This window comes from Stenotrophomonas sp. TEPEL, from assembly GCF_004348785.1.
Taxonomy (GTDB): domain Bacteria; phylum Pseudomonadota; class Gammaproteobacteria; order Xanthomonadales; family Xanthomonadaceae; genus Stenotrophomonas; species Stenotrophomonas indicatrix.
On record NZ_QQXJ01000001.1, the window covers coordinates 973,194 to 993,074 of the forward strand.

16 protein-coding genes and 1 pseudogene are annotated in these 19,881 nt (G+C 67.3%); 12 read left to right on the top strand and 5 right to left on the bottom strand.

Annotated features, from left to right (window positions below; all coding sequences use genetic code 11):
• A partial coding sequence (locus tag TEP_RS04340) for an IS3 family transposase (protein ID WP_132826450.1) occupies positions 1–104 on the top strand: 104 nt, incomplete at its 5' end.
• Between the two features lie 176 nt (positions 105–280).
• Here TEP_RS04340 and TEP_RS04345 read toward each other — a convergent pair.
• Both TEP_RS04345 and gshB read right to left on the bottom strand, forming a co-directional pair.
• A complete protein-coding gene (locus tag TEP_RS04345) occupies positions 281–1,165 on the bottom strand; it encodes an energy transducer TonB (RefSeq protein WP_025877745.1) in 885 nt (294 codons plus the stop codon).
• Entirely contained in the window at positions 1,165–2,112 is a 948-nt protein-coding gene (gene gshB, locus TEP_RS04350; protein WP_132824401.1) for a glutathione synthase, read from the bottom strand. The genes TEP_RS04345 and gshB overlap by 1 nt, the downstream gene beginning before the upstream one ends.
• Positions 2,113–2,352: 240 nt before the next feature.
• On the opposite strand from gshB, the gene pilG reads away from it, so the two are divergent.
• From pilG to gcvH, 9 genes are all read left to right on the top strand, one after another.
• A complete protein-coding gene (gene pilG / locus TEP_RS04355) occupies positions 2,353–2,754 on the top strand; it encodes a twitching motility response regulator PilG (protein ID WP_005418455.1) in 402 nt (133 codons plus the stop codon).
• An 18-nt stretch (positions 2,755–2,772) separates the two neighbouring features.
• Positions 2,773–3,135 (top strand): response regulator, encoded by a 363-nt coding sequence (locus TEP_RS04360; protein ID WP_025877749.1) that lies wholly within the window; start codon positions 2,773–2,775, stop codon positions 3,133–3,135.
• Positions 3,135–3,665, top strand: a complete 531-nt coding sequence (locus tag TEP_RS04365; RefSeq protein WP_093818702.1) for a chemotaxis protein CheW — start codon at positions 3,135–3,137, stop codon at positions 3,663–3,665. The genes TEP_RS04360 and TEP_RS04365 overlap by 1 nt, the downstream gene beginning before the upstream one ends.
• Before the next feature lie 41 nt (positions 3,666–3,706).
• Positions 3,707–5,743, top strand: a complete 2,037-nt coding sequence (locus TEP_RS04370; RefSeq protein ID WP_132824402.1) for a methyl-accepting chemotaxis protein — start codon at positions 3,707–3,709, stop codon at positions 5,741–5,743.
• 100 nt (positions 5,744–5,843) lie between these two features.
• Positions 5,844–12,518, top strand: coding sequence for an Hpt domain-containing protein (locus TEP_RS04375; protein ID WP_132824403.1), 6,675 nt, complete (start codon positions 5,844–5,846; stop codon positions 12,516–12,518).
• On the top strand, positions 12,505–13,836 hold the full coding sequence (locus tag TEP_RS04380) for a chemotaxis protein CheB (RefSeq protein WP_132824404.1): 1,332 nt from the start codon (positions 12,505–12,507) through the stop codon (positions 13,834–13,836). The genes TEP_RS04375 and TEP_RS04380 overlap by 14 nt, the downstream gene beginning before the upstream one ends.
• Positions 13,833–14,297 carry a chemotaxis protein CheW gene (locus TEP_RS04385; RefSeq protein ID WP_093818699.1) on the top strand — a complete coding sequence of 155 codons (465 nt, stop codon included), beginning with the start codon at positions 13,833–13,835 and terminating at the stop codon, positions 14,295–14,297. The genes TEP_RS04380 and TEP_RS04385 overlap by 4 nt, the downstream gene beginning before the upstream one ends.
• Before the next feature lie 453 nt (positions 14,298–14,750).
• Positions 14,751–15,863, top strand: coding sequence for a glycine cleavage system aminomethyltransferase GcvT (gcvT, locus tag TEP_RS04390; RefSeq protein WP_132824405.1), 1,113 nt, complete (start codon positions 14,751–14,753; stop codon positions 15,861–15,863).
• Positions 15,864–15,957: 94 nt separating this feature from the next.
• Positions 15,958–16,353 carry a glycine cleavage system protein GcvH gene (gcvH, locus tag TEP_RS04395; RefSeq protein ID WP_059064838.1) on the top strand — a complete coding sequence of 132 codons (396 nt, stop codon included), beginning with the start codon at positions 15,958–15,960 and terminating at the stop codon, positions 16,351–16,353.
• Between the two features lie 70 nt (positions 16,354–16,423).
• On the opposite strand, the gene TEP_RS04400 is transcribed toward gcvH, so the two are convergent.
• A complete protein-coding gene (locus TEP_RS04400; RefSeq protein ID WP_132824406.1) occupies positions 16,424–17,017 on the bottom strand; it encodes a hypothetical protein in 594 nt (197 codons plus the stop codon).
• A 112-nt stretch (positions 17,018–17,129) separates the two neighbouring features.
• On the opposite strand from TEP_RS04400, the gene TEP_RS04405 reads away from it, so the two are divergent.
• A complete protein-coding gene (locus TEP_RS04405; RefSeq protein ID WP_132824407.1) occupies positions 17,130–17,645 on the top strand; it encodes a histone in 516 nt (171 codons plus the stop codon).
• A 94-nt stretch (positions 17,646–17,739) separates the two neighbouring features.
• Here the strand turns inward: TEP_RS04405 and TEP_RS04410 are convergent, their stop codons facing one another.
• Positions 17,740–18,063 carry a LysR substrate-binding domain-containing protein gene (locus TEP_RS04410; protein WP_240790628.1) on the bottom strand — a complete coding sequence of 108 codons (324 nt, stop codon included), beginning with the start codon at positions 18,061–18,063 and terminating at the stop codon, positions 17,740–17,742.
• A 7-nt stretch (positions 18,064–18,070) separates the two neighbouring features.
• On the opposite strand from TEP_RS04410, the pseudogene TEP_RS04415 reads away from it, so the two are divergent.
• Positions 18,071–18,160, top strand: a pseudogene (locus TEP_RS04415) (SDR family oxidoreductase); the annotation flags it as partial.
• 108 nt (positions 18,161–18,268) lie between these two features.
• On the opposite strand, the gene TEP_RS04420 reads toward TEP_RS04415, so the two are convergent.
• Positions 18,269–19,669, bottom strand: a complete 1,401-nt coding sequence (locus tag TEP_RS04420; protein ID WP_025877795.1) for a serine hydrolase domain-containing protein — start codon at positions 19,667–19,669, stop codon at positions 18,269–18,271.
• Positions 19,670–19,881: the final 212 nt, after the last annotated feature.

The window sequence follows — 19,881 nt, forward strand, 5'->3', positions numbered from 1 at the left end:
GACTGGTGGAGTACATCCGGTACTACAACGAAGACCGTATCCGACTGAAACTAAAGGGCCTGAGCCCGGTAAAGTACCGGGAACAGGTCGCGCTGGCTGCCTGACCCCCCAACTGTCCAACTTTAAGGGGTCACTTCATGGATGGGTTTACGGCGTGTCCTGCAAGCCCACACCGCCCCGCCAAACCGAACAGCCCAAACGCCGCTCTTGATCTTGCCGTTGCAGTTGCCGTTGCTGTTGCTTGCAGCGGGGCCCGGGCCGCAGGCCCGGGCAGAAAACCTCACCGGTCGTCGCGCAGTTCGCCACCGGGCAGGAACACCCACGTGCGCGTGACCTGCAGGATGTCGATCTGGTCTTCGCTGTCGGGCAACGGCGGGAACGGTTGTGCCAGCTGGATCACCCGCAGCGCGGCTTCGTCCAGCAGCGGCGTGCCGCTGGACTTCAACACCCGGCTGCTTTCCACGCTGCCGTCGCGGCGTACCCCCACGCTGATCACCACCTGTCCCCCCAGCCGGCGCTGCCGTGCTTCGTCGGGGTAGTTCAGGTTGCCGACCTGCTCGGCGCGGTCCACCCACGCACGCAGGTAATTGGCGTAGGCGTATTCGCGCGTGCTGGCCGAAACGAATTTCCGGTTCGGGCGCTTGGCGTACTGCGCCGAACGCAGGTGCACTTCCGCCGCCAGCCGCGCCATTTCAGCATCGCGCTGTTCGCGCGCGGTCATCGGAGCATCCGGTGTTGGTTGCAGCGGGGTAGGGCGCGACTGCGCCACGGCCACGGTGTCCTGGCCATTGCGGCTGCTGACCACCCGCGCCTGCGGCGGCGGCACCGGTGCTGCCGACTGCTGCTGCTGGGGTACCGGACTGATGCCGGCCTGGGCCTGCGGCACGATGCCGGCCTGGTTGTCGCGGGGGCGCTGCGCACGATCGTGCTCGCCACCGCCTTCCTGGCTGGCGGCGGCCAGGAAATCGGCCTGCTTCGGGGTCAGCGCGGTGCGGGTCTGGCTGAAGATCACTTCCAGGGTCGGCACCAGGGGCGCGTCGCCTTTCACGGCAAAGCCGACCCCGAGGATCAGCAGGGCGTGCACCAGCACCGACAGGGCGATGGTGGCGCCCAGCCGCTGCGCTTCGCGCGGCGGCGGGGCGAGAACGGCAGGTGCGGCATCCATCAGCGCAGATCGGCCTCGACCGCGTCGAACAGGGTGCCGGCGATGTTCAGGCCGTACTGCGCGTCCAGCTCGCGCACGCAGGTCGGGCTGGTCACGTTGACCTCGGTCAGGTAGTCGCCGATGACGTCCAGGCCGACGAAACGCATGCCGCGACGCTTCATTTCCGGGCCGACCTGGGCGGCGATCCAGCGGTCGCGTTCGCTCAGCGGACGGCCTTCGCCACGGCCACCGGCGGCCAGGTTGCCGCGAAACTCATCGCCCTGCGGAATGCGCGCCAGGCAGTAATCAACCGGCTCGCCGTCGACCAGCAGGATGCGCTTGTCGCCGGCAGTGATATCGGGAATGAACTTCTGGGCCAGGGCGAGCTTGCGGCCGCCGTCGGTCAGCGTTTCCAGGATCACGTTCAGGTTCGGGTCGCCCTGGCCGCTGCGGAAGATCGAGCGTCCGCCCATGCCATCCAGTGGCTTCAGTACTGCCTGGCCGTGTTCCAGCGCGAAGGCCTTCAGTGCCTTGGCGTCGCGGCTGACCAGGGTCGGCGGGCAGCACTGCGGGAACAGCAGCGCGGCCAGCTTCTCGTTGTAGTCGCGCAGGCCCTGCGGGTTGTTGACCACGCACGCACCGGCGGCGGCAGCGACATCCAGCACCTGGGTGTCGTAGACATACTCGGCGTCGACCGGCGGGTCCTTGCGCATCAGCACGATCTGGCCGGGACCGAATTCGGTCCGGCTGAATGCGCCCAGCTCGTACCAGCCGGCCGGGTCGTCGCGCACCTGCAGGGGGGCGGTCCAGGCCACGGCCACCCCGCCTTCCAGCGCCAGACCGCCCGGGCGCACGTAGTGCAGGGCATGGCCGCGGCGCTGGGCTTCCAGCAGCATGGCGAAGGTGGTGTCCTTGGCGATCTTGATGTGGGCGATGGGGTCCATCACCACGATGACGTTCAACGGCATGGGTGCACCTGTCAGGCAAGGCGTTGATGGTAGCGGCAACGCCGGCCGTGTGCCTCCCCGGCGATGTGCAACGCAGCGTCCCTTGCCGGGCTGCGCAGTGATTGCCAATCCGGTCACGTTCAGCCCGGCGCCACGCCCCGCGCCACGGACCGCCCTTGAAGCGGGCGCGGGAAGTGCGATATAGATACGCTTTCGCAGCGGCTCCCGCCAAAGATTGGGCCGTGCGCTTGGGGAATGGCAATGACTGAAAACACGACTGCGGGCGGGGAGCTCGCAGGACTCCGGGTGATGGTCATCGATGACTCGAAGACCATCCGCAGGACTGCGGAAACACTGCTGAAGCGCGAAGGCTGCGAAGTAGTGACCGCGACGGACGGTTTCGAGGCCCTGGCCAAGATTGCCGACCAGCAGCCGCAGATCATCTTCGTCGACATCATGATGCCGCGCCTGGATGGCTACCAGACCTGCGCACTGATCAAGGGCAACCAGCTGTTCAAGGCGACCCCGGTGATCATGCTGTCGTCCAAGGATGGTCTGTTCGACAAGGCGCGGGGGCGCATCGTCGGCTCGGAGCAATACCTGACCAAGCCATTCACGCGCGAAGAACTGCTGGGTGCCATCCGCACATACGTCAACGCCTGACCAGGGGGGAAAGGCACAATGGCTCGTATCGTCCTGATCGAGGATTCACCGACCGACCGCGCGGTGTTCACCCAATGGCTGCGCCGTGCCGGCCATGAGGTGCTGGAAGCGGACAATGCCGAAGATGGCCTGCAGCTGGTCCGCGACCAGGTGCCGCAGCTGGTCCTGATGGATGTGGTGCTGCCGGGCATGAGCGGATTCCAGGCGACCCGGGCGATGGCCCGCGACGCAGCGATCAAGCACATCCCGGTCATCATCGTCAGCACCAAGGCGATGGAAACCGACAAGGCCTGGGGGCTGCGCCAAGGTGCCGCCGACTACATCGTCAAGCCGCCGCGCGAGGAAGAACTCATCGCCCGGATCAACGAGCTGGTGGCCTGATGCGCTCGCCCTTCGACATTCTTGAAGCCTACGAACGGCGCAGCCTGGCCCACGCGGTGCAGCTGCCCGGGCGGCAGTTCGCCCAGGACCTGTGGCGTGGCGTCGGTTACCGTGTTGGCCAGCGTCGGCTGGTGTCCGATTTCCGCGAAGTGGTGGAGATCGTGCCGATGCCGCCGGTGACCCCGGTGCCATGCGCGCAGCCGTGGCTGCTGGGCGTGGGCAACCTGCGCGGCAACCTGTTCCCGGTGGTCGACCTGAAGTACTTCCTGGAAGGGGCGCGTACCGTCCAGCAGGAAGGCCAGCGCGTGCTGATCATGCGCCAGGCCGGTGGCGACGTCGCCCTGACCATCGATGAGCTGTTCGGCCAGCGCAGCTTCGAGCTGACCCAGCAGATCGAGGCCGGTTCACTGGCCGAGGGACGCTACGGCCACTTCGTCGATCGCGCTTTCCATGCCGATGGCAACGATTGGGGCGTGTTCTCGCTCTCGCTGCTGTCGCGTACCCCTGAATTCCGGCAAGCCGCGGCCTGAGGCCGGGCATCGCCCCCTGCATTGAAAATCGAGGTTGAACGATGAGTACTGCTTCGGATGCCAACAAGTCCGGCAAGCTGCGGCTGGGCGGCAGCAACCTCTGGCTGGCGCTGCTGGCGCTGTCGATGATCCTGTTCGGTGTGAACACCGGCGTGTCCACCTGGCAGGGCAGCCGCCTGGCCGATGCCGGTTCCAAGGCCGCGGACCTGCAGGTGCTGTCGCAGCAGCTGGCCAACCAGGGCCGTGACGCAGTCGGCGGCAACGCGCAGGCCTTCACCGCCTTCAAGGCCACCCGCAACGCGATCGAACAGAACGTGTCGACCCTGCAGGGGCGCTACGGCAACGAGCCCGGCGTGTCCGGGGCGATCTCGACGCTGGCCGACACCTGGGCGCCGCTGGGCAAGCAGGCGGGCCAGCTGGTGGCCAGTGAACCGGCAGTACTGGCCCTGGCCGGCAACGCCAACAACTTCTCCGGTGCGGTGCCGGGCCTGCAGGCCCAGTTGAACGAACTGGTGCGTGCGATGTCCGCCTCCGGCGCCCCGTCGTCGCAGGTCTACAGCGCCCTGCAGCAGGTGGTGGTGGCCGGTTCGATGGCACGCCGCGTGACTGAAATCCGCGCCGGCGGCACGGCTGCCGCCGCTGCCGGTGATGCGCTGGCCCGCGACATCACCGTGTTCTCGCAGGTGCTCGATGCGCTGCGCAATGGCAACGAGGATCTGGGCATCACCGCGGTGCGCGGCGCTGCCGCCGTCGCTGCGCTGGAGCAGTCGCAGCAGAAGTGGCAGGCGATGAAGCAGGACGCCGACGCGATCCTGGCCAGCTCGCGCCAGCTGTTCGCCGCTCAGTCCGCTGCCTCCGCACTGGGCCAGGGTTCGGCGAAGATGCTGACCGACAGCCGCAAGCTGTTCGAAGCCTTCTCCTCGTTCGGTTCGGTGTCCGACACCCGCCTGTTCCCGAATTTCTGGATCGGCGTGGTGTCCGGTGCGCTGTCGCTGATCGCGATCATCGGTTTCGTCTCCACCAACGTGCGCAGCCGCTCGCGCGAGCAGGAACTGCGCTACCAGACCCAGGTGGAGTTCAACAGTCGCAACCAGCAGGCGATCATGCGGCTGCTGGACGAAATCTCCTCGCTCGGTGAGGGCGACCTGACGGTGAAGGCCTCGGTGACCGAGGACATGACCGGCGCGATCGCGGACGCCATCAACTACGCGGTGGATGAACTGCGCCACCTTGTGACCACCATCAACGACACCTCGGCCAAGGTCGCGCTGTCGACCCAGGAAACCCAGGCCACCGCGATGCAGCTGGCCGAAGCGGCCGGCCACCAGGCCAACCAGATCACCTCGGCATCGGACCGGATCGGCGAAATCGCCGCCAGCATCGAACAGGTATCGCGCAACTCGGCCGAGTCGGCCGACGTGGCACAGCGTTCGGTGGTGATCGCCGCCGAAGGTGCCGGCGTGGTCCGCGAGACCATCCAGGGCATGGACCAGATCCGCGACCAGATCCAGGAGACTTCCAAGCGCATCAAGCGCCTGGGCGAATCCTCGCAGGAGATCGGCTCCATCGTGGAACTGATCAACGACATTTCCGAGCAGACCAACATCCTGGCATTGAACGCTGCCGTGCAGGCGGCTTCGGCCGGTGAAGCCGGTCGTGGTTTCGCGGTCGTGGCCGACGAAGTGCAGCGCCTGGCAGAACGCACCTCCGGTGCGACCCGACGCATCGAGAACCTGGTGCAGGCCATCCAGGCCGACACCAACGAAGCGGTCACCTCGATGGAACAGACCACCGCCGAAGTGGTGTCCGGTGCACGCCTGGCCGAGGACGCCGGCACCGCGCTGACCGAGATCGAGCGCGTGTCCAACGCACTCAATACCCTCATCAAGAACATCTCCATCGCCGCCCAGCAGCAGTCGTCGGCGGCGTCGGACATCACCCGCACGATGGGCGTGATCCGCCAGATCACCGGCCAGACCTCGCAGGGTGCCGGGCAGACCGCCGAGTCGATCGGCCACCTGGCGCAGCTGGCGGCCGACCTGCGTCGTTCGGTCGCCGACTTCAAGCTGCCGGCGTGACACGGGCAGGGCGGCGAGCAAGGAACCAGTCGATGAAGCATTTCCATTCCCCACGCCAGGATCCGCGCGACCGTCGCGCGGCGGCGACCGGAGCGCATCCATGAACAGCCTGCGCGATGCGATGAGCCACGCAGCCCTGGGCTGGGTCAAGCCCGAGCTGGACGAGACCCTGCGCCTGGTGCGCAACGAGGTCGAGTACTTCGCCGAAGATCCGGCCGACAGCAGCCGCATGCGCATCTGCGCCGGCTACCTGCACCAGGTGCAGGGCACGCTGCGCATGGTCGAACTGTATGCACCGGCGATGGTGGCCGAGGAGCTGGAACAGCTCGCCGTTGCTGTCGGCAAGGGCGAGGTCGCCGAGCGCGACGAGGCCTGCGCCACCCTGATGCGCGGCAGCGTGCTGCTGCCCGATTACCTGGAGCGCCTGCAGAACGGACACCGTGACATCCCGATCGTGCTGCAGCCGCTGCTCAACGAGATCCGCGCCGCCCGTGGCGAAGCGCTGGTCAACGACAGCGTCCTGTTCGCGTTCGCGCCCGATTCGGTGACCGCCACCGAAGCCGAGCTGGACCATGCACGCGGCAGCCTCAGCGGCCGCAACCGCGAGCTGCTGGACACCGTTGGCAACGCGGTCAAGGAAGAACTGCTGCAGGTCAAGGACGCGCTGGACCTGCACCTGCGCACCGACGGTCCGCCGCAGCAGCTGCAGGAGCAGGTGACCAAGCTGGGTTCGGTGGCCGATACGCTGGGCATGCTCGGCCTGGGCGCTGCGCGGGGCGTGGTCGTGCAGCAGCGCGACGCGCTGCGCGGGGTCGCCGAGGGCCGCCAGCAGATCGACGAAGACATGCTGCTGGATATCGCCGGTGCGCTGCTCTATGTCGATGCATCGCTGGACGACCAGGTCGCACACCTCGGTGCCAGTGGCAGTGGCCAGGATGATCCGAGCGCGGTGGAGAACCGGCGCACGGTGGAAGTGCTGGCGCACGAGGCGATCGCCAATTTCGCCGCCGCCCGCGAGCATTTCGTCGCTTTCATCGAAACCAGCTGGAACCACGCCGAACTGCAGGACGTGCCACGCCTGCTCGGCGATGTCTCCGGCGCATTGCGCATGCTCGACCTGGGCACCGCAGCAGACTATCTGCGCGGCGTGCAGCAGTACATCGAAGCCGAACTGATCGGTCGTCAGCGGGTGCCCAGTGGTCGCCAGCTGGACACCCTGGCCGACGCCATGGCCAGCCTGGAGTACTACCTGGAAGCCCTGCGTGACCGCCGTCCGGGTCGCGAGGACATCCTCGACATCACCCGCAGCAGCCTGGAAGCGCTGCGCTACTGGCCGCTGCCCGAGCGCGGCGTGGTCGCTGCCGAAGACGTGCAGCCGGTCGTGCGCGAAGCTGTCGTCGTGCCAGCCGAGCCGCTGCAGATCGAACCGCTGGATATCGACGTGCAGGCCTCCGCGCCGGCACCGGGTGACGTGCCGGCGTCGCTGCCCGATTTCACCTTCGACCCGCTGCCGGAGGCTACGCCCGCCGACAACGGTCTTATGTTCGGATCGCTGGGTACGCCAGCGTTGTCGGCCGAACCGCACGGCACCCCGGCGCCCCTGTTGTTCGCTGCCTCCAGCGCGCCCGCGCCGGAAGTGCCGCAGTGGGAACTGGGCGGATTCGACGCGCCGGCAGGTAGTGCTGCCGGACGCAGCGACGAGCGTGCGCCGACGTTCGACAGCTTCGATCCGGTGTCCGCCGAGCAGCCCAACACCGCTGCCTGGACGTTGTCCGAAGCGCCGGTGCCGGAAGAGGGCGGCACGCAGGCAAGCACCGTAGACGGCAATGATGACGCCTTCCTTGCGCCGTCGTTGGGCGAGGCGTCGCCTGCCATGTCGCTGGACGTGGTCATTTCGCCGTCCTTCGATCCGGTTGCCGCCGAGCAGGACGGCCACACGTCGCTGAGCGACGATGTGGTGTTCCGTTTCGACAGCAGCCTGCTGCACAACGCCGATGACGTGTTGTCGCTGGAGGCAATGGAAACGCTGTCGTTGGACGACGAGCAGGCCTCGCCTGCGACGCTGGAGTTCATTGACGCAGGTGCGGTGGCGCAGGCCGATGGCTTGGCCATCAGCGAACGGCTCGACTCCACCGTTGATGGCGACGCCGCGATCGATGCCGCAGTCTACGGCGCACCGGCCGCTGATCTGCCCGCATCCGAAGACCTGCCGGCCGTGCCTGCTGCGCCGACAGTGGCGCTGGTCGATGTGGATACGATCGCGCCGATCGACTTCAGCGAAGCCGATGCGCAGTTCTTTGCAGAGCTGAATGCCGCTGCCGCCGGCTTCAATCCGCAGGCCATGCCGGCCGCCGTCGTGCCGACCGAAACCGTGCCGCCGGCCGTGGCCGAGGGCGGGTTCGATGCGGGTTTCGACGACGATGCCGAAAACATCGATCAGGACATCCGCGAGGTGTTCCTGGAAGAATTCGACGACGAGCTGGGCAATCTCGGCACGCTGCTGCCGGCATGGCGCATGCAACCGGACAACATGGACCGGCTGCGGCCGATCCGGCGCATTTTCCACACACTGAAGGGCAGTGGCCGCCTGGTCGGCGCACGTACCCTGGGTGAGTTCGCGTGGAAGATCGAGGGCATGCTCAACCGCGTGCTCGATGGCAGCCGTGCCCCCACGCCGGCGGTACTGGCGATGGTCGATCACGCATACACGGCGCTGCCGCAGTTGAACGCGGCACTGCGCGACGGCCAGCGGGTCAGCGTCGACCTGCAGGCGATGCAGGCCATCGCCGATCGCGTGGGTGCAGGCGAAGAAACGTTCTACGTTGCGCTGCCGGGCGCCACCGCGCCGACGGCCGAGGCGCCGACCGATGCTGCCGCGCCGCTGGACAGCGCCGTGCAGGATGTCGATGCCCCCGCACAGAGCGCTGTCGAAGCGCCGGGTACCCCGGCCAACATCGACAGCGTGCTGCGTGAGATCCTGGAGGCCGAGGTGGAACTCCACCAGGCCACGCTGCAGGGCTGGCTGCGCTCGGCGCAGCAGGCGCCACAGCCGGTCAGCGATGCATTGCTGCGCGCGGTGCACACCATGAACGGTGCCTTCGCGATGACCGAGGTGCCGGAAATCACCGCCGTCACTGGCGGCGCCGAGTCGTACATCAAGCGCGCACTGGCCGCCGAGGTGGTGCCCGGTGATGACGCCGTGGCGGCCCTGGACGAAACCGCGCAGGCGATCAACGCGACCATGGACGCGCTGCAGGCCGAGCAACCGCGGATTGCGCCGCAGGCTGAACTGGCGCAGCGCCTGCAGGCGTTGGCCGGGGAACTGCCGGAAGCACGCTGGCCGATGGCCGGGCTGGACGTCGAGGATGAAGACGAAGACCCGCTGCTTCCGCTGGTCGCACAAGCGGATGCCGCCGACGCCGACATGGGCGAGCCGGTGCATGCGGTGGAGATCGAGCCGGAGGTCGAACGCGACACCGGTGCCGAGGTGCTGGAGGCGCTGCAGTTCAGCGAGGACGCGTTGAGCGATGCGGGCCTGGAGTCCGCCGAATTGACCGGCAGCGATGATCTGTCGCGCTACTTCGATGCAGGGTGGCCGTCGATGCCGGACGGCCCGGCGCCGGAGTCGACGCTGGAAGGGGCTGCTTCCACGCTCGCTGCCGCGGAAATTGACGCCGGTCAGGCTGTGGCGACATCGGAAGACATCCCATCGGAAGACGCGGCGTTGACTGCGGTGGACGATCTGTCGCCGTATCTGGACGCCAGTGCACTTCCTGTTGACGACCGCGACCTGGATGTCGCAAACGACCTGAATACGCTGTCGCCGTTGACGCCTGAAACAGCAGAGGATGACGACGCTGCTGCAGTGCCACTCGACAGCGGGCTGTCCAGCCTGCAGGATGAAATGGCTGTGCCGGGCTTCGCAGACCCGGTCACGCTGGAAGCCGCGCTCGAGGCCGGCCTGCACGTGATCGACGAGGAGCAAGGCCAGGACGAAGACGGGCAATGGCCCGTCCTCGGCCTGCAGGCCAGCGAACTCGCGCCTGGCGAGGCGGAAGCCTTTGCCGAGGATGCGGACGTCGGCGGGGAGGCGGCGGTCGGTGAAGGAGAGAGCACCGACCAGCCGTCCCCGGCGACGGTGGAAGACGTCGGGGCCGCGGAGACGGCGCAGGACGCCATTTCGCCCTCGCGTTTCTTCGAGCTGGAAGATGCTCCGGGCCAGGGTGCCGCGGCGGACAGCGGCATGATCGTGGTGCCGGTCGCGGCGGAGGCTGCGGCGGTCGAGGTCGAACCTGTCGCCGTCGACAGCATCGATGCGGCGGTGCCGACGGATGCGCCCGTGCTCGAAGCCCAGGCCGAAGAAGCCCAGACCGGCTCCGACTCTGAATCCGGATCCGAAGACAGTGCCGACCTGCTCGACTTCAGCATCCACGACCGCGAGCTGGTCGACATCTTCGTCGAGGAAGGCAAGGACCTGCTGGATCATTGCGATGGGCTGATCAGCGAGCTGCGCGAAGCGCCGCAGGATCGCGAGGCCCTGGCCGGCCTGCAGCGCGATCTGCATACGCTCAAGGGCGGCGCGCGCATGGCGGGCATCAATGCCATCGGTGATCTGGGCCACAGCATCGAATCGCTGCTGGAGGCGGTCGCTGGCGGTCGCACCGAGATCGAACGTGCTGACGTGCAGTTGCTGGAACGCGGTTTTGACCGTCTGCACCAGCTGCTGACCCGTACCGGCGAACACCGCATCGTCGAGCCGGCACAGGATCTGCTCGATGCCTTTGAAGCACGCACCACCACCGATATCGCCGCCGCGGCCAGCGCAGCAGCAGCCAGTGCTGCCGCTGCCGTCGTGGAAGAGCAGAGCGCACAGGCGACGCCGGCCGTGGCCGTGGTCGATGCCCCGTTGTCGGCACCATTGCCGGTGGAAGGCTCCAGCGAGGAAGACCCGCTGGCCCGTCCGCAGCAGGAGCAGGTGCGTGTGCGCGCCGACCTGCTCGACCGCCTGGTCAACCATGCCGGTGAAGTGGCGATCTATCGTTCGCGCCTGGAACAGCAGCTCGGTGCCTTCCGTGGCGCGATGGGCGAGCTGGAACGCACCAATGCGCGTCTGCGTGACCAGCTGCGTCGCCTGGACCTGGAAACCGAAGCGCAGATCGTGGCCCGCTACCAGCGCGAGCAGGACCAGGCCGACCAGAAGTTCGATCCACTGGAACTGGACCGTTTCTCCACCCTGCAGCAGCTCAGCCGCGCGCTGAACGAGTCGGCCGCCGATCTGGGTGGCCTGCAGGGCGTGCTGGATGATCTGTCGCGCCAGTACGATTCGCTCCTGCAGCAGCAGTCGCGTGTCAGTTCGGAACTGCAGGATGGCCTGATGCGCGCGCGCATGGTGCCGTTTGACGGCCTGGTGCCGCGCCTGCGCCGTGTGGTCCGCCAGGCCGGCATGGACACCGGCAAGCAGGTCCACCTGACCCTGGAAGGCACCCACGGCGAGCTCGACCGCAACGTGCTCGACCGCATGGTCGCGCCGCTGGAGCACATGCTGCGCAACTCGGTTGCCCATGGCCTGGAAGCGCCGGAACAGCGTCGTGCCGCCGGCAAGCCGGAAGAAGGCGAGATCGCCATCCGCCTGCACCGCGAGGGCTCGGAAATCGTGCTTGACGTGGCCGACGACGGCGCTGGCCTGGATCGCGAGGCGATCCGCCGTCGTGCCATCGAGCGCGGCCTGCTGCCGGCCGACGCGCAGCCGAGCGAGCAGGAACTGGACAACCTGATCTTCGCGTCGGGCTTCTCCACCGCCGACCAGGTCAGCCAGCTGGCCGGCCGTGGCGTCGGCATGGACGTGGTCGGCAACGAAGTGCGCCAGCTCGGCGGTTCGGTCGACATCCAGTCGGTGCGTGGCCAGGGCGTGCGCTTCACCCTGCGCCTGCCGCAGACGCTGGCGGTCACCCAGGCGGTGTTCGTGCAGATCGGCGAAACCACCTTCGCGGTGCCGGTCGCCTCGGTCAGCGGTATTGGCCGGCTGTCGCACGAGCGCTTCGAAGCCGCCGACAGCAGTTACCGGTACGGTGGCGAAGACTATCCGCTGTACGACCTCGGCAGTCTGGTCGGCCAGGCCCCGGCACGCGCCGACGGCCAGGCCCAGGTGCCGCTGCTGCTGGTCCGCGCCGGTGACCTGCGCGCCGCCGTTGCGATCGACCAGGTGCTGGGCAACCGCGAAGTCGTGGTCAAGCCGGTGGGCCTGCAGATCGCCTCGGTACCGGGCATCTACGGCGCCACCATCACCGGCGATGGCCGCGTGGTGGTGATCCTGGACGTGGCCCCGCTGGTGCGTCGTTTCCTGGCCAACCCGACCGCGCCGGTACTGGTCAACGCACCCCGCCAGGAACGGCAGGTGCCGTTGGTGATGGTGGTGGACGATTCGCTGACCATGCGCAAGGTCACCGGCCGCATCCTGGAGCGTCACAACTTCGAGGTGAGCGTGGCCCGCGATGGCGTCGAAGCCCTGGAACAGCTGGAAGAACGCGTGCCGGACCTGATGCTGCTGGACATCGAAATGCCGCGGATGGACGGTTACGAGCTGGCCACCGCGATGCGTGCCGACCCGCGCTACAAGGACGTGCCGATCGTGATGATCACCTCGCGCAGCGGCGACAAGCACCGCCAGCGCGCCTTCGAAATCGGTGTGCAGCGCTACCTGGGCAAGCCGTACCAGGAGCTGGACCTGATGCGCAACGTGTACGATTTGCTGGGGATTGCCCGTGTCCGTGAGTGACCTCGATCCGGTTCCGGCCGTAGCCCTGCTGGCCCGTCCGGGTGCGGCGCGTGAGCGCCTGCGCGAGGCGTTGGCCCATGCCGACGTGCAGATCGTGCTGGAAGACGATCCCATGACGCTGGAGCCGCAGGCGCTGCAGGATGCGCGCCCGCAGTTCGTGGTGATCGCGTTGGAAGCGGCCATTGAAGACGCGCTGGAGCGCTTGGAACCGGCGCTGTCGGCGCCCGGTTTGACCCTGGTGTTCGACGAGGCTGAACTGGCCGCGCGTCGCGATGGTTGGGAAGCGCAGCGCTGGGGCCGTCACCTTGCCGCCAAGCTGCACGGCCACCAGCAGGTGCTGCCGCCGGGCGCCGAGGACGAACCGGCATTGCAGCTTGAGCCGGGCCTGCCGTCGACGCCGCCGCTGCCGCAGGAGACTGCGCTGCAGCCGCACCTGGAACAGGCCCGTTCCTGGGCCGACGACGTGCCGGCTGATGGCCTCTATTCGCCGCCGGCACATCTGCACGAGCCGATCGCGCTGGAGCAGGCGCTGGCTGCGCTGCAGCCGGTGCAACCGGAACCGGCAGCACCTGTGCAAGCAGCACCGGAACCGCCACCGGTACCGGCAGCGGCGCCGTCGGTATTCACCGACCACACGGCCTGGTCGCTGGTTGACGAGGCCAGTGACGCGCCGGCAGCTGCACCGGTTGCCACCACGACCGGATCGCCGGAAGCCACATTCGATACCGGACATCTTTCTCTGGTCGACCTGGACGCTGCCGCGCCTGCAGGTAGCCGCGCCGGCGCACTGCTGGTACTGGCCGGTATCGGCGGTCCCGATGCGTTGCGCCGCCTGCTCGCTGCACTGCCCAGCGGGCTGGCCGTGCCGGTGCTGGTGCACATGCGCCTGGACGGCGGCCGCTACGGCAACCTGGTCAAGCAGATGGCCCGCGTATCGCCGCTGCCGGTGCAGCTGGCCGAAGCCGGCCAGCGCGCCACCGCTGGCGAAGTGCACGTGCTGGCCGATGACATTGGCGTGCACGCTGCTGCCGATGGCCTGTATTTCCAGAGCGAAGCGCAGGGCATTTCGATTGCCGCGTTGTCGGCCGAGCACAGCGCGCTGGTCCTGCTCAGCGGTGCTGACCTGGCCCATGTCGGTCCGGCGTTGGACCTCGCTGCCGCCGGTGCCTGGGTGGCCGGGCAGGTGGGCGAAGGCTGCTACGACCCGGCTGCGGCGACGGCCGTGGTCGCCGCCGGCATGGTGGCCGGTGAACCGCAGGAGCTGGCGCAGGTGATCGCCGCGCGCTGGGGCCTGGATGATGACGGAGATGCGGCATGAGTTACGCCAACAATGATGAGATCCGTGGCGTCCTGATCTCGGCCGGTGCCGAACGGGTCCTGCTGCCCAATGCAACCGTGGCCGAGATGATGTCGCGGGTGCCGGTGCAGGCGGTCGCCGACGCGCCGCGCTGGCTGGTGGGCGAGATCGGCTGGCACGGCTGGCAGGTGCCCCTGGTGTCGTTCGCACGGCTCTCCGGGTTGGGCGAAGAGACGGTGGCCGGCCACAACAAGGTGGTGGTGCTCAAGACCCTCAACGGCAACGCGCAGCGCCCCTACTACGCGCTGTTGACGCAGAGCTTCCCGCAGCTGATTTCGGTACCGCGCGATGGCCTGCTGGCCGACGCGTCCGAGGAAAACCTGCCTGACATCGTGCACATGCGCGTGCTGCTGGGCGAACAGAGCGCGCTGTTGCCGAATCTCGACGCGCTGGAAGCTGCGCTGGATTCGCTGGCGGCCTGACCGGAATCCGCCGGGCATGGCCCGGCGCTACCGCAGGCGTTCCGGATATCGGATAGCGCCGGGCAATGCCCGGCGAGCGCAGCGGCCATCGGACCGGTAGCGCCGGGCNATGCCCGGCGAGCGCAGCGGCCACCGGACCGGTAGCGCCGGGCTATGCCCGGCGAGCGCAGCGGCCATCGGACCGGTAGCGCCGGGCCACGCCCGGCGAGCGCAGCGGCCATCGGACCAGTAGCGCCGGGCACGGACCGGGCACGGACCACCCCACACCGCCCCACCAGCCCACAGACGTCGCCGAGCCGATACGCTTTGGCCGTTGCCGTTGCCGTTGCCTGGCTTGTAGAAAGCGCCCGCCGGCCGCAGGCCGGCCAACACCCCGCTGCGCTGCGGCGCGACCTGCGGCCGACCGATCTGGGATAATGCGCGTTCTTGTTTCCTCTGCTGCCGGACCCGGTCATGACCCAGAAGACGCTGCTCAACGATACCCACCGCGCCCTTGGCGCCAAGATGGTCGATTTCGGGGGTTGGGACATGCCCATCCACTACGGCTCGCAGCTGGACGAGCACCATCTGGTGCGTCGTGAGTCGGGCGTGTTCGACGTCAGCCACATGACCGTGGTCGACCTGCGCGGCGACCAGGTCAAGCCGTTCCTGCGCCGCCTGCTGGCCAACTCGGTCGACAAGCTCAAGACCACCGGCAAGGCGTTGTACTCGTGCATGCTGAATCCGCAGGGCGGCGTCATCGACGACCTGATCGTCTATTACCTGGGCGAGGACTTCTTCCGCATGGTGGTCAACGCCTCCACCCGCGAGAAGGACCTGGCGTGGCTGCGCGAGCAGGCTGCGCCGTTCAACGTCTCGGTCGAGCAGCGTCCGGACCTGGCGATCCTCGCCGTGCAGGGTCCGCAGGCGCGCGACATCGTCATCGGCCTGGCCCGCGAAGCCGACCGTGAGTCGCTGGGCAAGCTCGGCCGTTTCGCCGCGCTGCAGGTGCAGTCCGACGACGGCGTTGAACTGTTCGTCGCCCGCACCGGCTACACCGGCGAAGACGGTTTCGAGATCCTGCTGCCGCAGGATGCGGTGGTCGCGTTCTGGAACCGCCTGCTTGCCGCCGGCGTGAAGCCGGCCGGCCTGGGTGCGCGCGATACCCTGCGCCTGGAAGCGGGCATGAATCTTTACGGCCAGGACATGGATGAAGCGATCAGCCCGTACGAAGCGGCGCTGGCCTGGACGGTGTCGCTGGACGAAGGCCGTGACTTCATCGGCCGCGACGTGCTGGAGGCGCAGAAGGCCGCCGGCAACGCGCGTCAGATGATCGGCCTGGTGATGGATGAGAAGGGCGTGCTGCGCCATGGCCAAGCGGTCACCACTGCCGGTGGCCAGGGCGAGATCCTGTCCGGCACCTTCTCGCCGACCCTGGCCAAGGGCATCGCATTCGCGCGCGTGCCGGCCGGTGAACTCGGCCAGGTCACCGTCGACATCCGCGGCCGTCAGGTGCCGGTGCGGGTGGTCAAGTTCCCGTTCGTGCGCGAAGGCCAGGCCCAGCCCGGCGTGCTTGGCGACGCCTGATCCAAACGTGCCGGTCGTCACTGCCAGCAGTGGCGGCCGGTTGGTTACACTAGCCCCGTTTTTTCCACCCCCTGCATATCTCTGGAGCAGTCCCATGAGCGAGATCCCCGGCGACCTCAAGTTCCTCAAATCCCATGAGTGGGCCCGTGTCGAAGGCAATGGCCGCGTGACCGTCGGTATTTCCGACCACGCCCAGGGCCTGCTGGGTGACCTGGTCTACGTCGAGCTGCCCGAAGTCGGCGCGACCGCCAAGGCCAACGAGCAGATCGCGGTCGTCGAATCGGTGAAGGCCGCCTCCGACGTCTACAGCCCGATCAGCGGCACCATCGTCGAGGTCAACTCGGCACTGGCCGACAAGCCGGAAACCATCAACGAAGACGCCTACGGCGATGGCTGGATGTTCGTCGTCGAAGTGTCCAACAGCGATGAGCTCAACGAGCTGCTGGACCCGGACGCGTACGCCGAAGGCCTGGAAGACGACGAGCACTGAGTCGTCGTTTCCCCGGTACGAAAACGGCCACCCTCGGGTGGCCGTTTTCGTTTTGCAGAACGCCTCCCACTCATGCCGACCGGTTTGCCGCACACCATCGCCACGGCATCAGCCGGTGTTGAGCACGGGCAAAAGGCGTGCGCAGTTTTGCGCAAATCCGTGTTTCCACCCCCGTGGCAGCGCACCCGGATGTGAAAAATTTTCGGCCTTGTTGCGGGGCCGTTGTGCTGGCGTCGGCGCGTGCGTCGCCCTGCAGGAGCACGTCGCCGTGCAATGTTCCATCTCTTCCCTGTGCATGAAGCAGAGTGCCTATTTCAAGTGTTTTTTCTTCGCCTGTCATGCGCAGCCGATGGCGGCGGCGCTGCGCAATGCAGTGTTTGCCGGCGCTCGCGAAGGCACAGTGGCTGGCGCGGGAAGGGCTTCCGGGACGCGGCGGATGTGAAAATTTTTCGCGGGGGTTGTTGACAGTAAAAAAAACCGTGATTAGGTTTCGCCTCAGCAGACCTTGCCTGCCAAACCGAGTGCGCAGAATCAATCGTCCGATGCGAAGCAGCCCCTCGAAGACCACCGCGATCCTGACGACGGTGGAGATGGCCCCGCTTCCCCTCGAGAAATGCAAGGCGACCCCTGTTCCGATGCCTGCTCCGCCGATCGTGGCGGGCATCACCGCATCCGTAACGGCGCGCCTGACGCGCCGGCGGTCCCCGCACGCAGCATGGGCGGGTTTGATCCACCTGGGCGTTTCAACTCCCTATCACTGACGAGGAGCCATCACCATGGCAACCAAGAAAGCTGCGAAGAAAAAGCCCGCCGCCAAGAAAGCGGTGAAGAAAGTCGCCAAGAAGGCCGCTGCCAAGAAGGCAGTGAAGAAGGTCGCGAAGAAGGCGACCGCCAAGAAGGCAGTGAAGAAGGCTGCCAAGAAGGTCGCCAAGAAGGCCACTGCGAAGAAGACAGTGAAGAAGGCGGCCAAGAAGGTAGCCAAGAAGTCCGCTGCCAAGAAGACCGCGAAGAAGGCCGTCAAGAAGGTAGCCAAGAAGGCCACCAAGAAGACTGCCAAGAAAGCCGCCAAGAAGACCACTGCCCGCAAGCCGGCCAAGAAGGTCGCCAAGAAGGCAGTGAAGAAGGCGACAAAGAAGACCGCCAAGAAGGCAGTGAAGAAGACTGCGAAGAAGGCGACCAAGAAGGCTGCCCCGAAGAAGGCTGCCAAGAAGGTTGCCAAGCGCAAGCCGGCCGCCCGCAAGAAGAAGGCCGCTCCGGTGGCCCTTCCGGCAACTCCGGCACCGCTGATCTAAGTACTTCCCGATAGCCGTACCCTGAGACCCCTTCCCCGACTGCCCAGCGGGGAGGGGGTTTTTTTATGGGCTGCCTGCGCCTGGCCAGCTGCGTTCACCCGCTGCGTCGCAGGGAAACCGCTCGACCAGGAAATCCACGAAGCTGCGCAGCCGGGCCGAGTGAAAGCGGTCGTGCGCATGGACCACGTGCCTGGGGCAGCAACGGCACCAGGCTACCGGCATCGATGTCTGCGGCCAGCAGCAGGCTCGACTGCAGGATGATGCCCTGGCCCTGCAGCGCGGCCTGGCGCAACGCTTCGCCGTTGTTGATCTGCAACCGTCCCGGAGGCGGCGCCGGCAATGCCACTTCGTTGCCCAGCCAGTGCGACAGCGCAGCCGGGCCCAGCGACAGGCATTGATGTAGCTGCAGCGCCTGCACGCTGCACCTGGTTGCGTTCCTGGCCTCACCGTTGGCCGGGTACATCACCGGAGCGGTGATTCCGGTGGATGGCGGAATGCACTACTTCGCCCACTAGCCTCCGGCACGATCGGTCAGGGTGCGGCGTCACGTGGAGGACGCGCAAGCGCATACGAAAAAGGGCGACCCGAGGGCCGCCCTTCTGCTCAACGTCGAGCTCGCCAGCTCAGCGCGGCGAGGCCACCGCGCGGTTGCCCGAAGCGCCCTTGCCCTTGCGCTTGTCCTGCTGTGCCGGGGTGGCGCCCTCGGCCATCAGGTTGTCGCTGCCGAAGTCGGTGTCCACGTCCAGCCAACGCTGCGACGGCAGGCCGAGGGCTGCGTCGAGCACGGTCGGCAGCAGGCCGCTGGGCAGGCCGCTTTCGCCGTTCCACATGATGGCGATGCCGAGGTCGCGCTCGGGCACCAGTGCAACAAGGCCGCGGTAGCCCTGCACCGCGCCGGCATGGAACACGACATCGTGACCGGCGTAGTCGAAGGTGCGCCAGCCCAGCGCGTAGCCGGCCGAGTGCAGGCGTTCGCGGCGCCAGCCCGAACGCATCTCGCCCGGTGTGTTGATCAGGCTGGAGTGCAGGGTCGCCAGCAGCGGTGCCGGCAGCACGTCCGGGCGGTGGCCGGTATGGGCCAGCAACCACTGCGCCATGTCACTGGCACTGGCGTTGACGCCGGCAGCAGGGGCGACGCGGTAATAGGTCGGCTTCGGCGTCAGCGACACCCAGCCGTTGCGGCTGCGCACGTGCGGGCGCGCCCAGCGCGAGCTGGCCTGGATGCCGGCCAGGCCGAGGCTGGCATCGTTCATGCCGAGCGGCTTGAAGATGCGGCGTTCGACCGACTGCTCGTAGAAGCTGCCGGAGGCGGCATACACGACGTCGCCGATCAGGCTGAAGGCCACGTTCTGGTAGGCGTAGCAGTCGCCCGGCAGGCACTTCAGGCTGGTGTTGGCCAGCTTCTGGGTCAGCGCGTAGTACTCGGCATTGCCTTCGATGTCGCGGTCATAGGCGTTGTACGGCAGGCCGACGCGGTGGCTGAGTACATCGGCCACGGTCAGGCGGTCGGTGGCCTCCGGCGAGTTCAGGCGGAAGCCCGGCACGTAGTCGGTGACCTTGCTGTCCCAGCGCAGGGTACCGTCGTTGACCAGCAGGCCGGCCATGGTGCCGGCAAAGGCCTTGGACAGCGACGCCAGGCGGAACACGGTGTGGGCGTCGACCGGCAACGGGTTGTTGACGTCGGTGACACCGTAGCCGCGCGCGCTGAGCACGCGGCCGCCCTGCACGATGGCCACTGCCATGCCCGGCACGCGCTCGCCATAGGTGAGCTGCTGCGCCATCGACTCGATGTTGGCGACGTTGAAACCGGCAGCGGGCAACTGCACCTGCGGCACCAGCCCGGTTCGGTAGGCCGCAGGCTGGGTGTGGGCGACGGCGCCACCGGCGGCGGTTTCGATGTTGGTCGGCATCGGCGGCAACGCCGGCGGGGTCTGCGCGGTGGTGGACAAGGCAAGGGGCATCAACATGCCCAGCAAACCGGTGGCCGCCGAACGGATCGGACGACGCAGGCTGTTCTTTTTCATCGGTTGGAACCCGTGCGCGACTGCTGGGGATGATTCTAGCGCCGCTTTTCGCCTGTGCACAAACAAAGCGAAGATGAATGCGCATCTCGTTGAAAAAGTTGGATTTTTGACGCCAGAAAAGCGTGTATCACAAGGTGTCCGCCGGGCCGGTCCGTGACACTGCGTTGCAGCCATCGGCGCCGCCTGCGCTGGCGATGTTGCAGTGCATTGGA